General features: G+C 71.3%; 16 protein-coding genes and 1 tRNA gene. 11 read left to right on the top strand and 6 right to left on the bottom strand.

The features are described from left to right. Nucleotides 1-17: 17 nt before the first annotated feature. Nucleotides 18-1,499, bottom strand: a complete 1,482-nt coding sequence (locus tag RM788_RS31825; protein WP_315921956.1) for a flavin-containing monooxygenase — start codon at nucleotides 1,497-1,499, stop codon at nucleotides 18-20. Nucleotides 1,500-1,614: 115 nt separating this feature from the next. Here RM788_RS31825 and RM788_RS31820 point away from each other — a divergent pair, with 115 nt between their 5' ends. The 5 genes from RM788_RS31820 to RM788_RS31800 all read left to right on the top strand — a co-directional run bounded on the left by RM788_RS31820 (nucleotide 1,615) and on the right by RM788_RS31800 (nucleotide 5,016). After that, a complete protein-coding gene (locus RM788_RS31820; RefSeq protein ID WP_399345150.1) occupies nucleotides 1,615-2,193 on the top strand; it encodes a TetR/AcrR family transcriptional regulator in 579 nt (192 codons plus the stop codon). A gap of 153 nt (nucleotides 2,194-2,346) precedes the next feature. Next, nucleotides 2,347-2,964, top strand: a complete 618-nt coding sequence (locus RM788_RS31815) for a TetR/AcrR family transcriptional regulator (protein ID WP_315921952.1) — start codon at nucleotides 2,347-2,349, stop codon at nucleotides 2,962-2,964. 180 nt (nucleotides 2,965-3,144) lie between these two features. Continuing rightward, nucleotides 3,145-3,765 carry a Crp/Fnr family transcriptional regulator gene (locus RM788_RS31810; RefSeq protein WP_315921950.1) on the top strand — a complete coding sequence of 207 codons (621 nt, stop codon included), beginning with the start codon at nucleotides 3,145-3,147 and terminating at the stop codon, nucleotides 3,763-3,765. 169 nt (nucleotides 3,766-3,934) lie between these two features. Next, nucleotides 3,935-4,516, top strand: a complete 582-nt coding sequence (locus RM788_RS31805; protein ID WP_315921948.1) for a hypothetical protein — start codon at nucleotides 3,935-3,937, stop codon at nucleotides 4,514-4,516. Beyond that, the gene (locus RM788_RS31800; RefSeq protein WP_315921946.1) at nucleotides 4,513-5,016 is read left to right on the top strand and encodes a Pycsar system effector family protein; all 504 of its coding nucleotides are present in this window, start codon (nucleotides 4,513-4,515) and stop codon (nucleotides 5,014-5,016) included. Before RM788_RS31805 ends, RM788_RS31800 begins: the two co-directional genes overlap by 4 nt. A gap of 42 nt (nucleotides 5,017-5,058) precedes the next feature. Here RM788_RS31800 and RM788_RS31795 read toward each other — a convergent pair whose 3' ends face one another. Continuing rightward, nucleotides 5,059-5,280: a DUF3618 domain-containing protein gene (locus tag RM788_RS31795; RefSeq protein WP_315921944.1), complete on the bottom strand. Its 222-nt coding sequence runs from the start codon at nucleotides 5,278-5,280 to the stop codon at nucleotides 5,059-5,061. A gap of 82 nt (nucleotides 5,281-5,362) precedes the next feature. On the opposite strand from RM788_RS31795, the gene RM788_RS31790 reads away from it, so the two are divergent. The 4 genes from RM788_RS31790 (at nucleotide 5,363) to RM788_RS31775 (ending at nucleotide 8,412) form a co-directional block, all read left to right on the top strand. Continuing rightward, nucleotides 5,363-5,436 (top strand) — tRNA-Leu (locus RM788_RS31790). 313 nt (nucleotides 5,437-5,749) lie between these two features. Further along, nucleotides 5,750-6,691 carry an endonuclease/exonuclease/phosphatase family protein gene (locus RM788_RS31785; protein ID WP_315921942.1) on the top strand — a complete coding sequence of 314 codons (942 nt, stop codon included), beginning with the start codon at nucleotides 5,750-5,752 and terminating at the stop codon, nucleotides 6,689-6,691. A gap of 292 nt (nucleotides 6,692-6,983) precedes the next feature. Then, nucleotides 6,984-7,823: an aldo/keto reductase gene (locus RM788_RS31780; RefSeq protein WP_315921940.1), complete on the top strand. Its 840-nt coding sequence runs from the start codon at nucleotides 6,984-6,986 to the stop codon at nucleotides 7,821-7,823. A 25-nt stretch (nucleotides 7,824-7,848) separates the two neighbouring features. Beyond that, nucleotides 7,849-8,412: a TetR/AcrR family transcriptional regulator gene (locus RM788_RS31775; protein ID WP_315921938.1), complete on the top strand. Its 564-nt coding sequence runs from the start codon at nucleotides 7,849-7,851 to the stop codon at nucleotides 8,410-8,412. 3 nt (nucleotides 8,413-8,415) lie between these two features. Here the strand turns inward: RM788_RS31775 and RM788_RS31770 are convergent, their stop codons facing one another. After that, on the bottom strand, nucleotides 8,416-9,420 hold the full coding sequence (locus tag RM788_RS31770; protein WP_315921936.1) for a hypothetical protein: 1,005 nt from the start codon (nucleotides 9,418-9,420) through the stop codon (nucleotides 8,416-8,418). Between the two features lie 112 nt (nucleotides 9,421-9,532). Beyond that, nucleotides 9,533-10,093 carry a TetR/AcrR family transcriptional regulator gene (locus tag RM788_RS31765; RefSeq protein WP_315921934.1) on the bottom strand — a complete coding sequence of 187 codons (561 nt, stop codon included), beginning with the start codon at nucleotides 10,091-10,093 and terminating at the stop codon, nucleotides 9,533-9,535. A gap of 23 nt (nucleotides 10,094-10,116) precedes the next feature. On the opposite strand from RM788_RS31765, the gene RM788_RS31760 reads away from it, so the two are divergent. Beyond that, nucleotides 10,117-10,563 (top strand): SRPBCC family protein, encoded by a 447-nt coding sequence (locus RM788_RS31760; protein WP_315921932.1) that lies wholly within the window; start codon nucleotides 10,117-10,119, stop codon nucleotides 10,561-10,563. Between the two features lie 70 nt (nucleotides 10,564-10,633). Beyond that, nucleotides 10,634-11,269 (top strand): DedA family protein, encoded by a 636-nt coding sequence (locus RM788_RS31755; RefSeq protein ID WP_315921930.1) that lies wholly within the window; start codon nucleotides 10,634-10,636, stop codon nucleotides 11,267-11,269. Here the strand turns inward: RM788_RS31755 and RM788_RS31750 are convergent. Beyond that, nucleotides 11,254-11,892, bottom strand: coding sequence for a response regulator (locus tag RM788_RS31750; RefSeq protein WP_315921928.1), 639 nt, complete (start codon nucleotides 11,890-11,892; stop codon nucleotides 11,254-11,256). The genes RM788_RS31755 and RM788_RS31750 overlap by 16 nt on opposite strands. After that, nucleotides 11,883-12,953: a sensor histidine kinase gene (locus tag RM788_RS31745; protein ID WP_315921926.1), complete on the bottom strand. Its 1,071-nt coding sequence runs from the start codon at nucleotides 12,951-12,953 to the stop codon at nucleotides 11,883-11,885. The genes RM788_RS31750 and RM788_RS31745 overlap by 10 nt, the downstream gene beginning before the upstream one ends. Nucleotides 12,954-12,957 lie beyond the last annotated feature (4 nt).

The raw sequence follows: 12,957 nt of genomic DNA, 5'->3' as shown, positions 1-12,957 counted from the left end.
GCCCCTTCCCGCTGTCCTCAGGCGGACGCGCGCGGCTTCTCGGTCAGCACGAAGTCGTCGGCGCGCACCTTCCTGGTCCGCATCCAGTACCGCCAGGTGAACCCCGGCCAGATCGTCCGGTTCACGCCCTGGGCGTCGAGGTACCAGCTCATGCACCCGCCCTCGGTCCACACGCCGCGGCTCAGCTTGCGCTGGATCCCCTCGTTGAACCGCCGCTGCGCCTCGGGCCGGACCTCCAGTTCGTCGGCCCCGCCGAGCATCTCCAGGCACTGCGACACGTACTTGATCTGGGACTCGGCCATGAACACCACCGAGTTGTGCCCCAGCCCCGTGTTCGGCCCCAGCAGGAAGAAGAAGTTCGGGAACCCGGACACCGTGATGCCGTAGTGGCTCTGGGCCCCTTGGACCTGCCACTCCTTGGCCAGGTCGCGGCCGTCCCTGCCGGTGATCGACAGGTACCCGTAGGCGTCGATCACGTGGAACCCGGTGCCGTAGATGATCGCGTCCACCGGGCGTTCGACGCCCGCCGCGTCCACCACGGAGTTCTCCCGCACCTCCGCGATCCCCTCGGTGACGAGGTCGACGTTCGGCCGGGACAGCGCCGGGTAGTAGTCGTTGGAGATGAGCACCCGCTTGCAGCCCATCGTGTAGTCCGGGGTGAGTTTCCGGCGCAGCTCGCGGTCCGGCACTTGGCGCCTCATGTGCCGACGGGCGACGCCCTGCGCCACCTTCATGATCTTCGGGTTCACCGCGAACCCGAGCGCCATCGACTCCCGCATCCAGTAGACGGCGTCGCGGAACAGGCGCTGGGCGAACGGCACCCGCCGGAACAGCCTGTGCTCGCGCTCGCTGATGGGGCGGTCGCCCTTCGGCATGATCCACGGGGGCGTGCGCTGGAAGAGGGACAGCCGCTGGACCCGGTCGGCGATCCTGGGCACGAACTGGATGGCGCTGGCGCCGGTGCCGACCACGGCGACGCTCTTGCCGGTGAGGTCGTAGTCGTCGTCCCAGCGGGCCGAGTGGAAGACCTTGCCCTGGAACCGCTCCACGCCGGGCAGCTCCGGCACGTTCGGGATGTGCAGCGCGCCGACGCCCATCACGAGCGCCCTGGCGGTGTAGGTGTCGCCGGTGCCCGCCTCGACGTGCCAGACCTTCGCCTCCTCGTCCCAGCGGGCGGCGCTGAACTCGGTGTCGAACCTGATGTGCCGCCGCAGGTCGTACTTGTCCGCCACGCCCTGGAGGTAGGCCCAGATCTCCGGCTGCTCGGCGAAGGCCCGCGACCAGTTCGGGTTCAGCTCGAACGAGTACGAGTACATGTGCGACTGCACGTCGCACGCGCAGCCGGGGTACCGGTTGTCGCGCCACGTGCCGCCGAGGTCGGACGCCTTCTCCAGGACGACGAAGTCGTGCCTTCCCGTGCGCTTGAGCTCGATCGCCATGCCGAGGCCGGAGAAACCCGTGCCCACGATCAGTACTTCGACGTCCCGGTGCGTGCCCATCAGTGCGCAACCTCCGCGGTCCGGCCGGATACTCGCCAGTAGGTTACTCGAAGTAAGTTACTTCCGGTAGTACCCTTCCGCGGTGACCAGCATCCAGCCCGTGCCCAGGCGGCGCATGCCGAAAGCCGAGCGCAAGGCCCAGATGCTCGACGTCGCCGAGGTCGTGTTCGCCGAGCAGGGGTACCTGGCCACGTCCATGGACGAGATCGCCCTGCGGGTCGGGGTGTCCAAGCCGATGCTCTACGAGTACTTCGGGTCCAAGGAGGGTCTGCTGATCGGGTGCATCCACCGGGCGCGGACCGAGCTGCGGACCAAGACCGAGGAGGCGATCGTCGGCGCGGAGGGGCCGGAAGACCTGCTGCGCAAGGGGTTGCTGGCGTTCTTCGAGTTCATCGTCGACCACCGGCGGTCCTGGGCGCTGCTGCGGCAGGAGGGCGCGATCACGGTACCGTCGGCGGTCGAGGAGATCGAGGGGATCCGCACGCAGCAGACGGCGTTGATCGAGGCGGTGATCGCGGGGTTCTCGCCCGACCTGGAACCGCTGGAGGCGGAGGCCTTCGCGGAGATCGTGGTGGGGTCCTGCGAGCGGCTGGCGCTGTGGTGCGAACGGCGGCCCGAAGTGGGGCCCGCACTCGCCGTGGACTACGTGATGGACGTCGTGTGGCGGGGCGTGGCGGGACGGCTGGCGGGTTGACCACGGCCCGACCGGCGGCCGGTCGCACCGGACGGGGACGGCCACTGGGCCAGTCGTGTTCGGATCGTGTTCGGGAGGCGGGGATGGCGGCGTGCGCACGGTCGAACACGCCTAGGATGCTTCAACCGTGCACGTGCAGATGAGGAAGGCGGCTTGACTTTGGCTACGCCGGCGTACACCGACGAGACCCGCTCTCCCCAGCGCGGCAGGCCGCGCGACGCGAGCAGGGACGACGCTCTGCGCCAAGCCGCGCTCGAAGTGATGGCCGAGGTCGGCTACCGGGCCCTCACGATGGACGCCGTGGCGGCCAGGGCGCGGGCGGGCAAGGCGACGATCTACCGCCGCTGGGAGTCCAAGCTCGACCTGGTGATCGACACCTGCGCCCAGCTGGCGAGCCGGAACCTGGCGACGCCCGACACCGGGTCGCTGGCCGAGGACCTGCGGGAGTTCCTGAACTCGTTCGCGGCGTTCCTGTCCGGCCCGATCGGCAAGGCGGCGCAGGCACTGGTCGGCGAGCTGCCGCACGAGCCGGAGCTGGCGGCGGCGTTCCGGGAGACGTTCCTGATCTCCCAGCGCGACGTGCTGCGCGGCATCCTGGAGCGCGCGAGCGAACGCGGCGAGATCCGCCCGCACGCGCCGCTGGGCATGACCGTGGAGCTGGCGGGCGCGGCCCTGATCTACCGGCTGATGCTGACCGGCGACCCGCTGGACACGCCGTTCGTGGACCGCGTGGTGGACCAGGTCCTGATGCCGCTGGTGGGCGCGCAGTAGGTACTGCGGAGTACCGCTTTTGCGGACACTTCCAGGAGTATTCGACAGTAGGCTCCGAATCGCGCAGCAATGACTTCGCGATTAGAGGAGGCTGTCATAGTCCAGCCGCCTTCCCGCAATTCCCCCACATGGCCGAACACGACGCTGCTGGGCCAATTGGGTGCCGCCATCCGCAAAGAGATGCTCAAACTGGGCACCCGCCTTTCCCACGAGGACGGCACCCGGATCCTGGAACAGGGCAACCGCGACGAGCACGTGGTCGTCCTGCTGAGCGGTGTGGTCAAGGTGGTCGCCGGAGTGGAGAACGGCGACCTGGCCCTCCTCGCGATCCGGGTGGGCGGCGACGTGGTCGGCGAGCTGGCCGCCTACGACGGCAACCCGCGCTCGGCGACCGTGATCGCCTGCGGCGAGGTCGTCGCGCGGTCCATCCCGCTCGCGGAGTGGAAGCGGTTCGTCGAGGAGACCCCTAAGGTCCACACCCCGCTGCTGCGGATGGGCAGCGAGCGCTTCCGGTGGGCTGACCAGCGGCGGGTCGAGTTCTTCGCCAACGGCTCGTACTCCAGGGTCGCCCGCGTGCTGGTGGAGCTGGCCAAGACCTGCGGGTGGACGACCGAGACCCGCTGCACGCTGCCGTTCGCGCTCACCGCGGTGGAGCTGGGCTCGCTCGCGGGCATCAAGGGGCGGACGGCGGAACGGCACCTGCACGCGTTGAAGAAGGCGGGCCTGATGCTCGGCGGCTCCGGCCAGACCGTCCTGCCCGACGTGGCGAAGCTCCGGGACGTAGCAGACTCCGGGCGGTAGCGAACCGCCAAACTGCGGAGCCATGAGGTCCCCGACGCACCAGGGTGGATCTCGTCAGCGCGGCCGCCAGTACGGGTCCGGCGGACTCCAGAAGAAACTAACATCGGATAGCGGACCGGAATACGCAATTCTCGTAGGCGCACCACGTCGAAGGAGTACGCAGCTTTCCATGGACGAGAACTTGACCCACCACTCGTTAGTCATCGCCGACATAGCGGGGTACGGAATGAGGTCCGATGAGGACCAGAGGTGGCTGCGCAAGGAGTTGTACACGGTTCTCGAGGCCGCGATGGCCGCGTCCGGCATCCCCTGGCCCCACGACATGACCCAGGACCGGGGCGACAGCATCATCCTGCTGATCCCGGCGACGGTGCCCAAGAGGACGATCACCGAGAAGCTCGTCCACAACCTGGAGCGCGAACTCGGCAGACACGCCCGCCGCAGCACCGCGCCCGTGCGGATGAAGCTGCGGCTCGCCCTGCACGCCGGGGAGGTCGCCAGGGACGACCGGGGCTGGATCGGCCGCGACCTCAACACCGCGTGCAGGCTCGTCGACCTGCCCGCTGGCCGCGAGGCGCTGATGGCGGCCCCCGAGGCGAACCTCGCGGTCGTGGTGTCCGACTCCTGGTACCGCGGCGTGGTGTTCCAGGACCCGCTGCTCGTCGAGCACTTCGCGTTCCGGCGGGTGCCGTTCGTGGTCAAGGAAGTCGACGACCACGCCTGGATCCACGTGGCGCGGACGGCGTCGTGAGGAAGGTGACCCGGCGGAGGTCCGGCAGCCTGGCGGAGGCCCAGTTCGCGATCACCCAGTTCAGCGGGTGGGTCTCGAACGCGGACACCAAGGCGGGGCTGATGGCGACCGCCACCACGATCCTCGGCGGCGCGCTGGTGGGCCAGCGGACGGCGATCCGCGCGTCGTTCCCGCCCGAATCCCCGCGGGAATGGGCCGTGGCGGCGGTGCTGGTGTGGACGCTGCTGGCGGTGGTGACCACCGCGTTCGCCCTGACCGCGGCGCTGCGCCCTCGGGTCGTCAACGACGGGTACTCGCGCTTCTCGTGGCCGACGGTGGCGGCCACGCCCGCGCACGTGCTGGACGCGGCCGACCCGCGGGACTCCTCCCGCGAGGCGTGGCGGTCGGCGCACGAACTGGCCGGGATCGCGCGGCTGAAGTTCCGCTGGCTCCGCCTCGCGCTGCTCGCCTGGGCGAACGGCGCCACGGGGTTGTTCGCCTGGTTCCTGCTGTTCCCGTGAACCGGAGGTCCAGCGGGCCGGGTGGCCCGCTGGACCCCGCGGTCAGCGGAACAGCTTGCGCACGACCAGGAGACCGACGACGACGCCCACCGCGATGAGCGCGTACTTGACCTTCGGGTCGTCGAACTTGGCGCGCACGGTGGCCTTGCCCTCGTCGACGAAGCGCTGGGGACTGGCCCTCGTACCCAGCTCGTCCAGGGTCGTGGCCAACGCGTCGCGGGCCTGCTCGATCTCACGCTGGATGGTGTCGGGGTCGCGAGCCACATGTCCTCCTGTCAGCGGTGCCCTAGGGCTTGCCCCACCGTAGTTGGTCAGCGGCGGGAGCGTGTCGATAGGCTTGCCCTACGGGGTCGTAGCCCAATTGGCAGAGGCACACGGTTTAGGTCCGTGCCAGTGAGAGTTCGAGTCTCTCCGGCCCCATCCGCTCCACGCGGGTCCACGCCGTCGATCAGGGGATCGGCGGCGTGGACCCGTCGAACTCCGCCCGCGCCGGCTCGTCGAAGTTCGTGCGCGCCCAGGTGCGGGAGTGCTCGATCACGTCCACCGGCGTGCGGCCCAGCGGCGTCAGCCCGTGGGCGGCGCCACCGTCGTCGGTTCCCCCGATCGGACGACGGACGACCTCCGCGCACGGGCCGTTGCCGACGAACTCACCAGCCCACCGGGCCCGCGTGGCCGTGGTGCCCCTCGGTTAGGTTCGGGCGGCCCGCACCGCCGACGAACGTGGAGAACCCCCATGGCAGTCGCCGATCCGCCTCGGCGGCGCTTCCGGTCCGTCGTGCGGGTCGGGTGCGCGGTCGTGCTGGTGTGCGTCGCGGCGCTGCTGGTCATCCGCCTGACCGGCCTCGACGAGGGTTCGGTATTGGCGTTGGTGGTGATCGGGGTGCCGGTCGCGGCGGTGGTCACGGTGGTGGTCGCGGGGGTGTTGGCGGCTGTGCGGGCGTGGTGGTCGGCGGGGCTCGCGGTGGTGCTGGTGGTGGTGCAGCTGGTGGTGCTGGTGCCGCGGTTCGCGGCCGACGGGGTCGCGCCTGCGAACACGGCGCGGTTGCGGGTGGCGACGATCAACTCGCACGTCGGGCAGGTGGATCCGCGGGCGCTGGTGGAGTTCGCGCGGTCGGAGCGGGTGGACGTGCTGGCGGTGGAGGAGCTGCCGCCGGGGGCGATCCCGGCGCTGGACGCCGCCGGGTTGCGGGAGTTGATGCCGTACCGGGAGCTGCGGCCGCAGGACGACTCGTCGCTGTACTCGCGCACGCCCCTGACCGACGGCGGACCGCTGGACGCGCCGACGACGTGGCCGCAGACGACGGCGACGGTCGCGGTGGGCGGGCGGAAGGTGCGCCTGGTGGCCGTGCACACGTACTACCCGGCCGGTGACGTCGGGCTGTGGACGCAGGACCTGAACGCGCTCAAGGCCGTGGCGGGTGAGGACGTGGTGGTGCTGGGCGACTTCAACGCGACCCTCGACCACGCGTCGCTGCGGGGCTTGCTGGCGGCGGGCCTGGTCGACACCCACGCCGAGGTCGGGCGGGGGTGGGCGCCGACCTGGCCGTCCGCGTTGCCGCTGGTCCAGCTCGACCACGTGCTGCACGGCCGCGGGCTCGTGGGCGTGTCGGCCGCCGAGCGCACGCTGCCGGGCTCGGACCACCGACTGGTGTTCGCCGAACTGGCCCTGGCCTAGGCGTGTCGTCGGCGACGATCCGGCCGTGGTCGACCACCACGACCCGTTCGGCCTCCTCCGGGTGGTGCGTGGTGGGGAAGACCGTCGTGCCGGACGCGCGCGGCCGCGGGACGTGCTCCCACAGGTTCGCCCGGTTCCGCGGGTCGAGACCGGCCGACGGCTCGTCCAGGAACAGCGGCACGGGCCGGTGCACCATCCCCAGCGCGACGACGAGGCGTGGCTCCAGGTCCTGCGCCGTACGAGGAACGGGAGTAAACTGAACTGTACGTTCAGTTTACTTTTGGAGGCATGTGTGACCAGCACGTTCACCATCGGCGGCGACCTCGAAGTGACCCGTCTCGGCTACGGCGCGATGCAGTTGCCCGGCAAGGGCGTGTGGGGCGAGTCCGCCGACCCGGACAACGCGGTCGCCGTGCTGCGCCGCGCGGTCGAGCTGGGTGTCACGCTCATCGACACCGCTGACGCGTACGGCCCGTTCACCGCGGACCTGCTCATCAAGAAGGCGCTGCACCCGTACGCGGACAACCTGGTCATCGCGACCAAGGTGGGCTTCACCCGGCAGGGCCCGAACCAGTGGATCCCGGTCGGCCGCCCCGAGTACCTGCGCCAGCAGACCGAGCTGAGCCTGCGCCACCTCGGCCTGGAGCGGATCGACCTGATGCAGCTGCACCGCATCGACCCGAAGGTGCCGCTGGCCGACCAGATCGGCGAGCTGGCGAAGCTCCAGCAGGAGGGCAAGATCCGGCACATCGGGCTGAGCGAGGTGTCCGTCGACGACGTGAAGGCCGCGGGCGAGTTCGCGACGATCGTGTCGGTGCAGAACCTCTACAACCTCGCCAAGCGCGACGCCGACCCGCTGCTGGAGTACAGCGAGGCCAACGGGATCGGCTTCATCCCGTGGTTCCCGCTCGCGACCGGCAAGCTCGCCAAGGAGGGCGGCCCGCTGGACACCGCGGCCAAGGAGCACGACGCGACGCCGTCGCAGCTCGCGCTGGCCTGGCTGCTCAAGCGCTCCCCCGTGGTGCTGCCCATCCCCGGCACGTCGTCCGTCCAGCACCTGGAGGACAACATGGCGGCAGCGGCCATCGAGCTGACCGACGAGGAGTTCGACGCGCTGAGCAAGGCGGCCTGACCATGGCGTCGGACGCCGCGGTCTGATGCGCCCGCAGAGCCTGCGAGCCCGCGAGTCGGTGCTCGCGGCCACCTGCGCGCTGCTCCACGAGGGCGGCCTGCCCGCGGCGACGGTCGACGCGATCAGCGCCCGGTCCGGGGTCAGCAAGGCGACGATCTACAAGCACTGGCCGAGCCGCACCGCCGTTGCCGCCGAGGCGTTCGGGGCCGAGATGGCGCACGCCGTCCCGTCCCCGGACACCGGCAGCGCGGCGGGCGACCTCGCCGAGCAGGTCCGCCGGGTCAGCGAGTTCTACGCGAGCCCCGCGGGCACCACGTTCGCGCAACTGCTGGCGGCGTGCGTGACCGACCCGGCGGGGGCGCCGTACTTCCGCGAGTTCTTCCTGGCGGGCCGCCGGGAGGCCGTCGCGCTGCTGTGGCGGCGCGCGCTGGAGCGGGGCGAGGTGGACGCGGGCGTCGACGTGGAGACGGCGATCGACATGCTGTTCGGGCCGCTGATCTTCCGCCTGCTCAGCGGCCACGCGCCGCTGGGTCCGGCGGAGGCGGACGCACTGGCGGCGGCCGCCCTCCGCGGGCTGCTGGCGCGGTAGCGGCTACTCGCAGCCGATGCCATCCTTGTCGTTGTCCAACTTGTAGATGTCCGTACCGATCACGGTGACCGGACCGCTCACGTACGCGGGACCGTCGCCGCTGCCGCCCTGGCAGTCGACGTCGCTCGCGATCGGCACGCAACCGCTGTAGTTCGGGTCGCAGGTCGGCTTGGGCGCGGGCGCCGGAGCCGGGGCGGGCGCGGGGACCTGGACGGGTGCCGGAGCGGGAACCACCGGGGCGGGAGGCGGCGCGGCGACGGTCTGCTGCGTCGTCGTCACGACGGGCGCCGCGGTCGTCGTCGTCGTGGTGGTGGTCGTCGTGGTCGTGGTGGCCGCCGACGACTTGGTCGGCTTCGCCGTGGTGGTGGTCGGCTTCGCCGCGGTGGTCGTCGTGACGACCGCGCTGGACGCGCCGATCTGGGCCGCGGTGGTGGTCGACGGCGACTTGTCACCGCCGGAGTTGGCCAGCCCGATGACGAAGAGCAGCCCGACGACGCCGGCCGCGATCCACGCGGGACGGTGCTTCGCGAACGGACCGCCGCGCCGCGGTGCGACGGGGAAGGGCGCGACCGGCGCGGGCCCCATCGTGTTGGGCGCCAACGGGATCGGCGCCACGACGGTGGGCGCGGGAATCGGGAAGACGCCCTCCTCGTGGCGGGGCATCCGCAGGAAGACCTCCAGCCCCCTGGTGCCGCGCTCGATCGTGGCCTCGCAGCCGGGACGGCCGCCGCGCGCGGTGATCTGCGCGACCATTCCCGCGTAGCGCAACGACATCAGGTGCGTCAGCTCGCCGACGCGCTCGCCATCGAGGCGGACCTCGATGGCGGGCTGCCCGCGGTACTTGCCCGCGCCGATGGTGCACCAGGCCAACTCCACGGCGACGTGCCGCTGTTCCCCGGAGGCCACGGGGTAGCGGGCCAGCGCGGGCTGGTGGTGCTCTTCGCGGGTGACCGTGACGGTCACCTCGGCGTGCAGCTTCTCCAGACCGGCGGACGAGTTCTCGACCACGACGCACTCCCGACGCAGAAACGGTTGTAGGTCTGGAGCATCGGAGGAACGCGCCGCCCGTTACCACCGGATACGAACGGGTCACGACTGCCCGGTAGGAGTAACGAAGGGGTCAGCGCGGAAGTGGGTCGAGGAAGGCGATGAACTGCTCCATAGCCGCGTTCACGGCGTCGAGGTCGTTGGTGGCGACCAGATCCAGCAGCAGACCGCGCGACACGGCGAGGCCGAGCCGGGCCCGCGCGCGGGCGACGTCGAGCGGCACGCCCGCGCGGTGCTCGTGGGCCGCGAGCGGTTCCACCCACGACTCGACGATGCCGTCCAACAGCGCCGTCGTGCCCGGCCTGCCCTGCACGGCTTGGCCGTACAGCTCGAAGAAGAGCCGCTCGTGGGCGCGCAGCGCGGGATCGGTGAGGTGCGTCCAGAAGCGACGGGCGAGCTGCGCGGGCGTGCTGTCGAGGTCGGCGGTCAACTCGGCGAGCGCCTGCCGCTGGCCCTCCTCGACCGCGCGGACGACCGCGACGAGCAGGCCCTCCTTGGAGCCGAAGTGGTAGTGGAGCATGCGGTGGCTGGTGCCCACGGCCGCGGCGATCGACCGCAGGCTCAGGTCCGTGACGCCGTGCTCGGCGACGTGCCCGATCACCGCGGCGAGCAGGCGGTCCCCTTGTCCAGTCATGTACCAGATGGTACATGTACCACATGGTACAGAGAGTGGACGCCACCGCCGAGACGACCGCGAGTCCGGAACGGGTGTACGAGCTGGTGCGGGACGGGGCCACGTGGCCGTCGTGGTCGACGCTGGACTCCTTCGAGCTGGAACGGCCCGGCGAGACCGGGGGCGAGAGCGTCGGCGCGATCCGTATGTTCCGCACGAACCGGTTCCCGAAGCCGGTGGTGAGCCGCGAGGAGATCGTCGAACTGGTCCCCGACCGCAGGCTGGGGTACGCGCTGCTGTCCGGCCTCGCGGTGCGCGACTACCGCGCGTTCGTCGACCTCGAACCGGTCGGCGGGGGCACCCGGATCCGCTGGCACTCGTCGTTCCGGCCGGTCGTGCCGGGCACGGGGTGGATCTACCGGCGGGCCCTCCAGCGGATCATGACCCGGTGCGCGCGCGGTTTGGCGGCGGCGGCCGCGGGTACCAACTGAGGAGAACCACACCCCGGTCGTGCGGCCGTCCCCATGGCGGCGACGAGGTGCGATTCCTAGCGTGGAGGTCATGAGCAGCCCCGTTTCAGCCGTCGTCGAGTGGGTCACCGGGTTGATGACCACGCTCGGCGCGCCCGGCGCAGGCATCGCCATCGCGCTGGAGAACCTCTTCCCGCCCCTGCCCAGCGAACTGTTCCTGCCACTGGCCGGTTTCACCGCCAGCCGCGGCGGGATGAGCCTGGTGGCCGCGATCGCGTGGACCACGGCGGGCTCCGTCGCGGGCGCGCTGCTGCTCTACTACCTGGGCGCCCTGCTGGGACGCGACCGGATCCGCGCCATCGCCGACCGGCTGCCGCTGGTCGACGTGTCCGATGTGGACCGCACCGAGGACTGGTTCTCCAAGCACGGCGCCAAAGCCGTCTTCCTCGGCCGGATGGTCCCGGTGTTCCGCAGCCTGATCTCCATCCCCGCGGGCATCGAGCGCATGCCGCTGCCCCGGTTCCTCGCGCTGACCACGGCGGGCAGCCTGATCTGGAACACCGCCCTGATCATGGCCGGGTACCTGCTCGGCGAACAGTGGCACCTGGTCGAGGACTACATGGGAATCGTGTCGACCGTCGTGCTGGCGCTGATCGTGGTCGCGCTGGTGTGGTTCGTCGTGTCCCGGCTGGTGAAGCGGCGGCAGGGCAGTCAGGACCCCAGGTAGCGCAGCACGGCCAGCACCCGCCTGCTGTAGCCGTCCACCGCGGACAGCCCGAACTTCTCGAACACGCCGTTCACGTGCTTCTCCACGGCGCTCCGCGAGATGTGCAGCCTGGCGGCGATCGTGTCGTTCGTGCAGCCCTCGGCCATGGCGGACAGCACGTCCCGTTCCCTCGGCGTGAGCCCGCCGACCTCGCGGGTGGTGCGCGACAGCAGTTGGCGCACCACCTCGGGGTCGAACGCGGCCCCGCCCGTGCCGACGCGGTCCAGCGCGTCGAGGAACTCGTCCACCCGCACGACCCGGTCCTTGAGCAGGTACCCCACGCCGTCGGACTGCCCGGTGAGCAGTTCGACGGCGTACCGCTTCTCCACGTACTGCGACAGGACGAGCACGCCGACCGCGGGCCAGCGGCGCCGGATCTCCAACGCCGCGTGCAGCCCCTCATCGGTGTTCGTCGGGGGCATCCGCACGTCCGTCACGACCACGTCCGGCTGGTGCGCGGCGACCGCGCGCACCAGGGCGGTCCCGTCGCCCACCGCCGCGACGACCTCGTGCCCCTCCTCGACCAGCAGCCGCACCAGGCCTTCGCGCAGCAGCGTCGAGTCCTCGGCCAGGATCACCCGCACGGCAGCTCCGCCGTGATCGTGGTCGGCCCGCCCGCCGGGCTGCTCACGGTGAACGTCCCGTCCAGCGCGGACACCCGCCGCGCCAACCCCGCCAGGCCACCGCCCCGCGGGTCCGCTCCCCCGCGCCCGTCGTCCTCGATCCACACGCGCACTCCCCCGTCGTCCCTGCTGATCCCCACGCTGATCCCGGTGGCGCCGGAGTGCTTCGCCGCGTTCGTCACGGCCTCGCAGACCACGAAGTACGCGGCGGTCTCCACGTGGCCGTCCACGTCGCCGTCGAGCAGGCAGTCGACGCGCACCGGGATCGCCGACCGGTCCGCCACCGCGGCCACGGCCTCGCCGAGCCCGAGCGAGTCGAGCGCCGCCGGGTACACCCGCCAGGCGACCTCGCGCAGGTCGTCCAGCACCCGCGCCGATTCCTCGTGCGCCTGGCGCAGCAGGTCCTCCGCCCTCGCCGGGTTCCGCCGCGCCCTGCCGAGCAGCATCCCCAGCGCCACCAGCCGCTGCTGCACCCCGTCGTGCAGGTCGCGTTCGATGCGCCTGCGCTCCGCGTCCACGGCCTCCACGATCCCCGCCCGGCTCAGCGCCAACTGCTCGACGCGCCGCCGCAGCAGTTCCCGCTCGCCCATGCCCAGGAACCGGTGCGCCGCCTTGCGCTCCAGCGCCACCACACCGGCGATCCCCTGCACCTCCACGTAGAGCAGCACGACACCCGCCAGCGCGGACCAGCCCAGTTCTGACAGGTTCGAGAGGTTCAGCTCCCCGGTCGCCAGCATCCAGGCGATCACCACCGCCCAGTACAGGCCGTAGCCCAACCACGCCAGCACCACGCCGCCGAGCAGGCCGACCAGCGCGCGCACGGCCACGAACCGCCGCGCCTGCCGGTCGAGGGGTTCGGCGCTGTCCACACCGAGCAGGACCAGCAGCCGTCGGCGTTCCAGGTCCGCGAGCCGGGTCACCACGCGGTCGGACGACCACGCGACGGCGAGCAGCGGGAGTTCGACGAGTGCCGCGAGGAAGCCGAGCAGCAGCCCGACGAGCAGACGAAGCGCTTTCCCCACCCCG

Origin of the sequence: Umezawaea sp. Da 62-37 (genome assembly GCF_032460545.1) — a bacterium.
Classification (GTDB): domain Bacteria; phylum Actinomycetota; class Actinomycetes; order Mycobacteriales; family Pseudonocardiaceae; genus Umezawaea.
The sequence above is the reverse complement of the archived record's forward strand: the minus strand, read 5'-3'. Positions and strand labels throughout refer to the sequence as shown.

Excerpts from the sequence above, each read along its gene's own strand:
- RM788_RS31825 (WP_315921956.1), bottom strand. The coding sequence starts at position 1,499 with ATGGGCACGCACCGGGACGTCGAAGTACTGATCGTGGGCACGGGTTTC.
- RM788_RS31820 (WP_399345150.1), top strand. The coding sequence starts at position 1,615 with ATGCCGAAAGCCGAGCGCAAGGCCCAGATGCTCGACGTCGCCGAGGTC.
- RM788_RS31810 (WP_315921950.1), top strand. The coding sequence starts at position 3,145 with ATGCTCAAACTGGGCACCCGCCTTTCCCACGAGGACGGCACCCGGATC.
- RM788_RS31805 (WP_315921948.1), top strand. The coding sequence starts at position 3,935 with ATGGACGAGAACTTGACCCACCACTCGTTAGTCATCGCCGACATAGCG.
- RM788_RS31785 (WP_315921942.1), top strand. The coding sequence starts at position 5,750 with ATGGCAGTCGCCGATCCGCCTCGGCGGCGCTTCCGGTCCGTCGTGCGG.
- RM788_RS31775 (WP_315921938.1), top strand. The coding sequence starts at position 7,849 with ATGCGCCCGCAGAGCCTGCGAGCCCGCGAGTCGGTGCTCGCGGCCACC.
- RM788_RS31765 (WP_315921934.1), bottom strand. The coding sequence starts at position 10,093 with ATGACTGGACAAGGGGACCGCCTGCTCGCCGCGGTGATCGGGCACGTC.
- RM788_RS31760 (WP_315921932.1), top strand. The coding sequence starts at position 10,117 with ATGGTACAGAGAGTGGACGCCACCGCCGAGACGACCGCGAGTCCGGAA.
- RM788_RS31755 (WP_315921930.1), top strand. The coding sequence starts at position 10,634 with ATGAGCAGCCCCGTTTCAGCCGTCGTCGAGTGGGTCACCGGGTTGATG.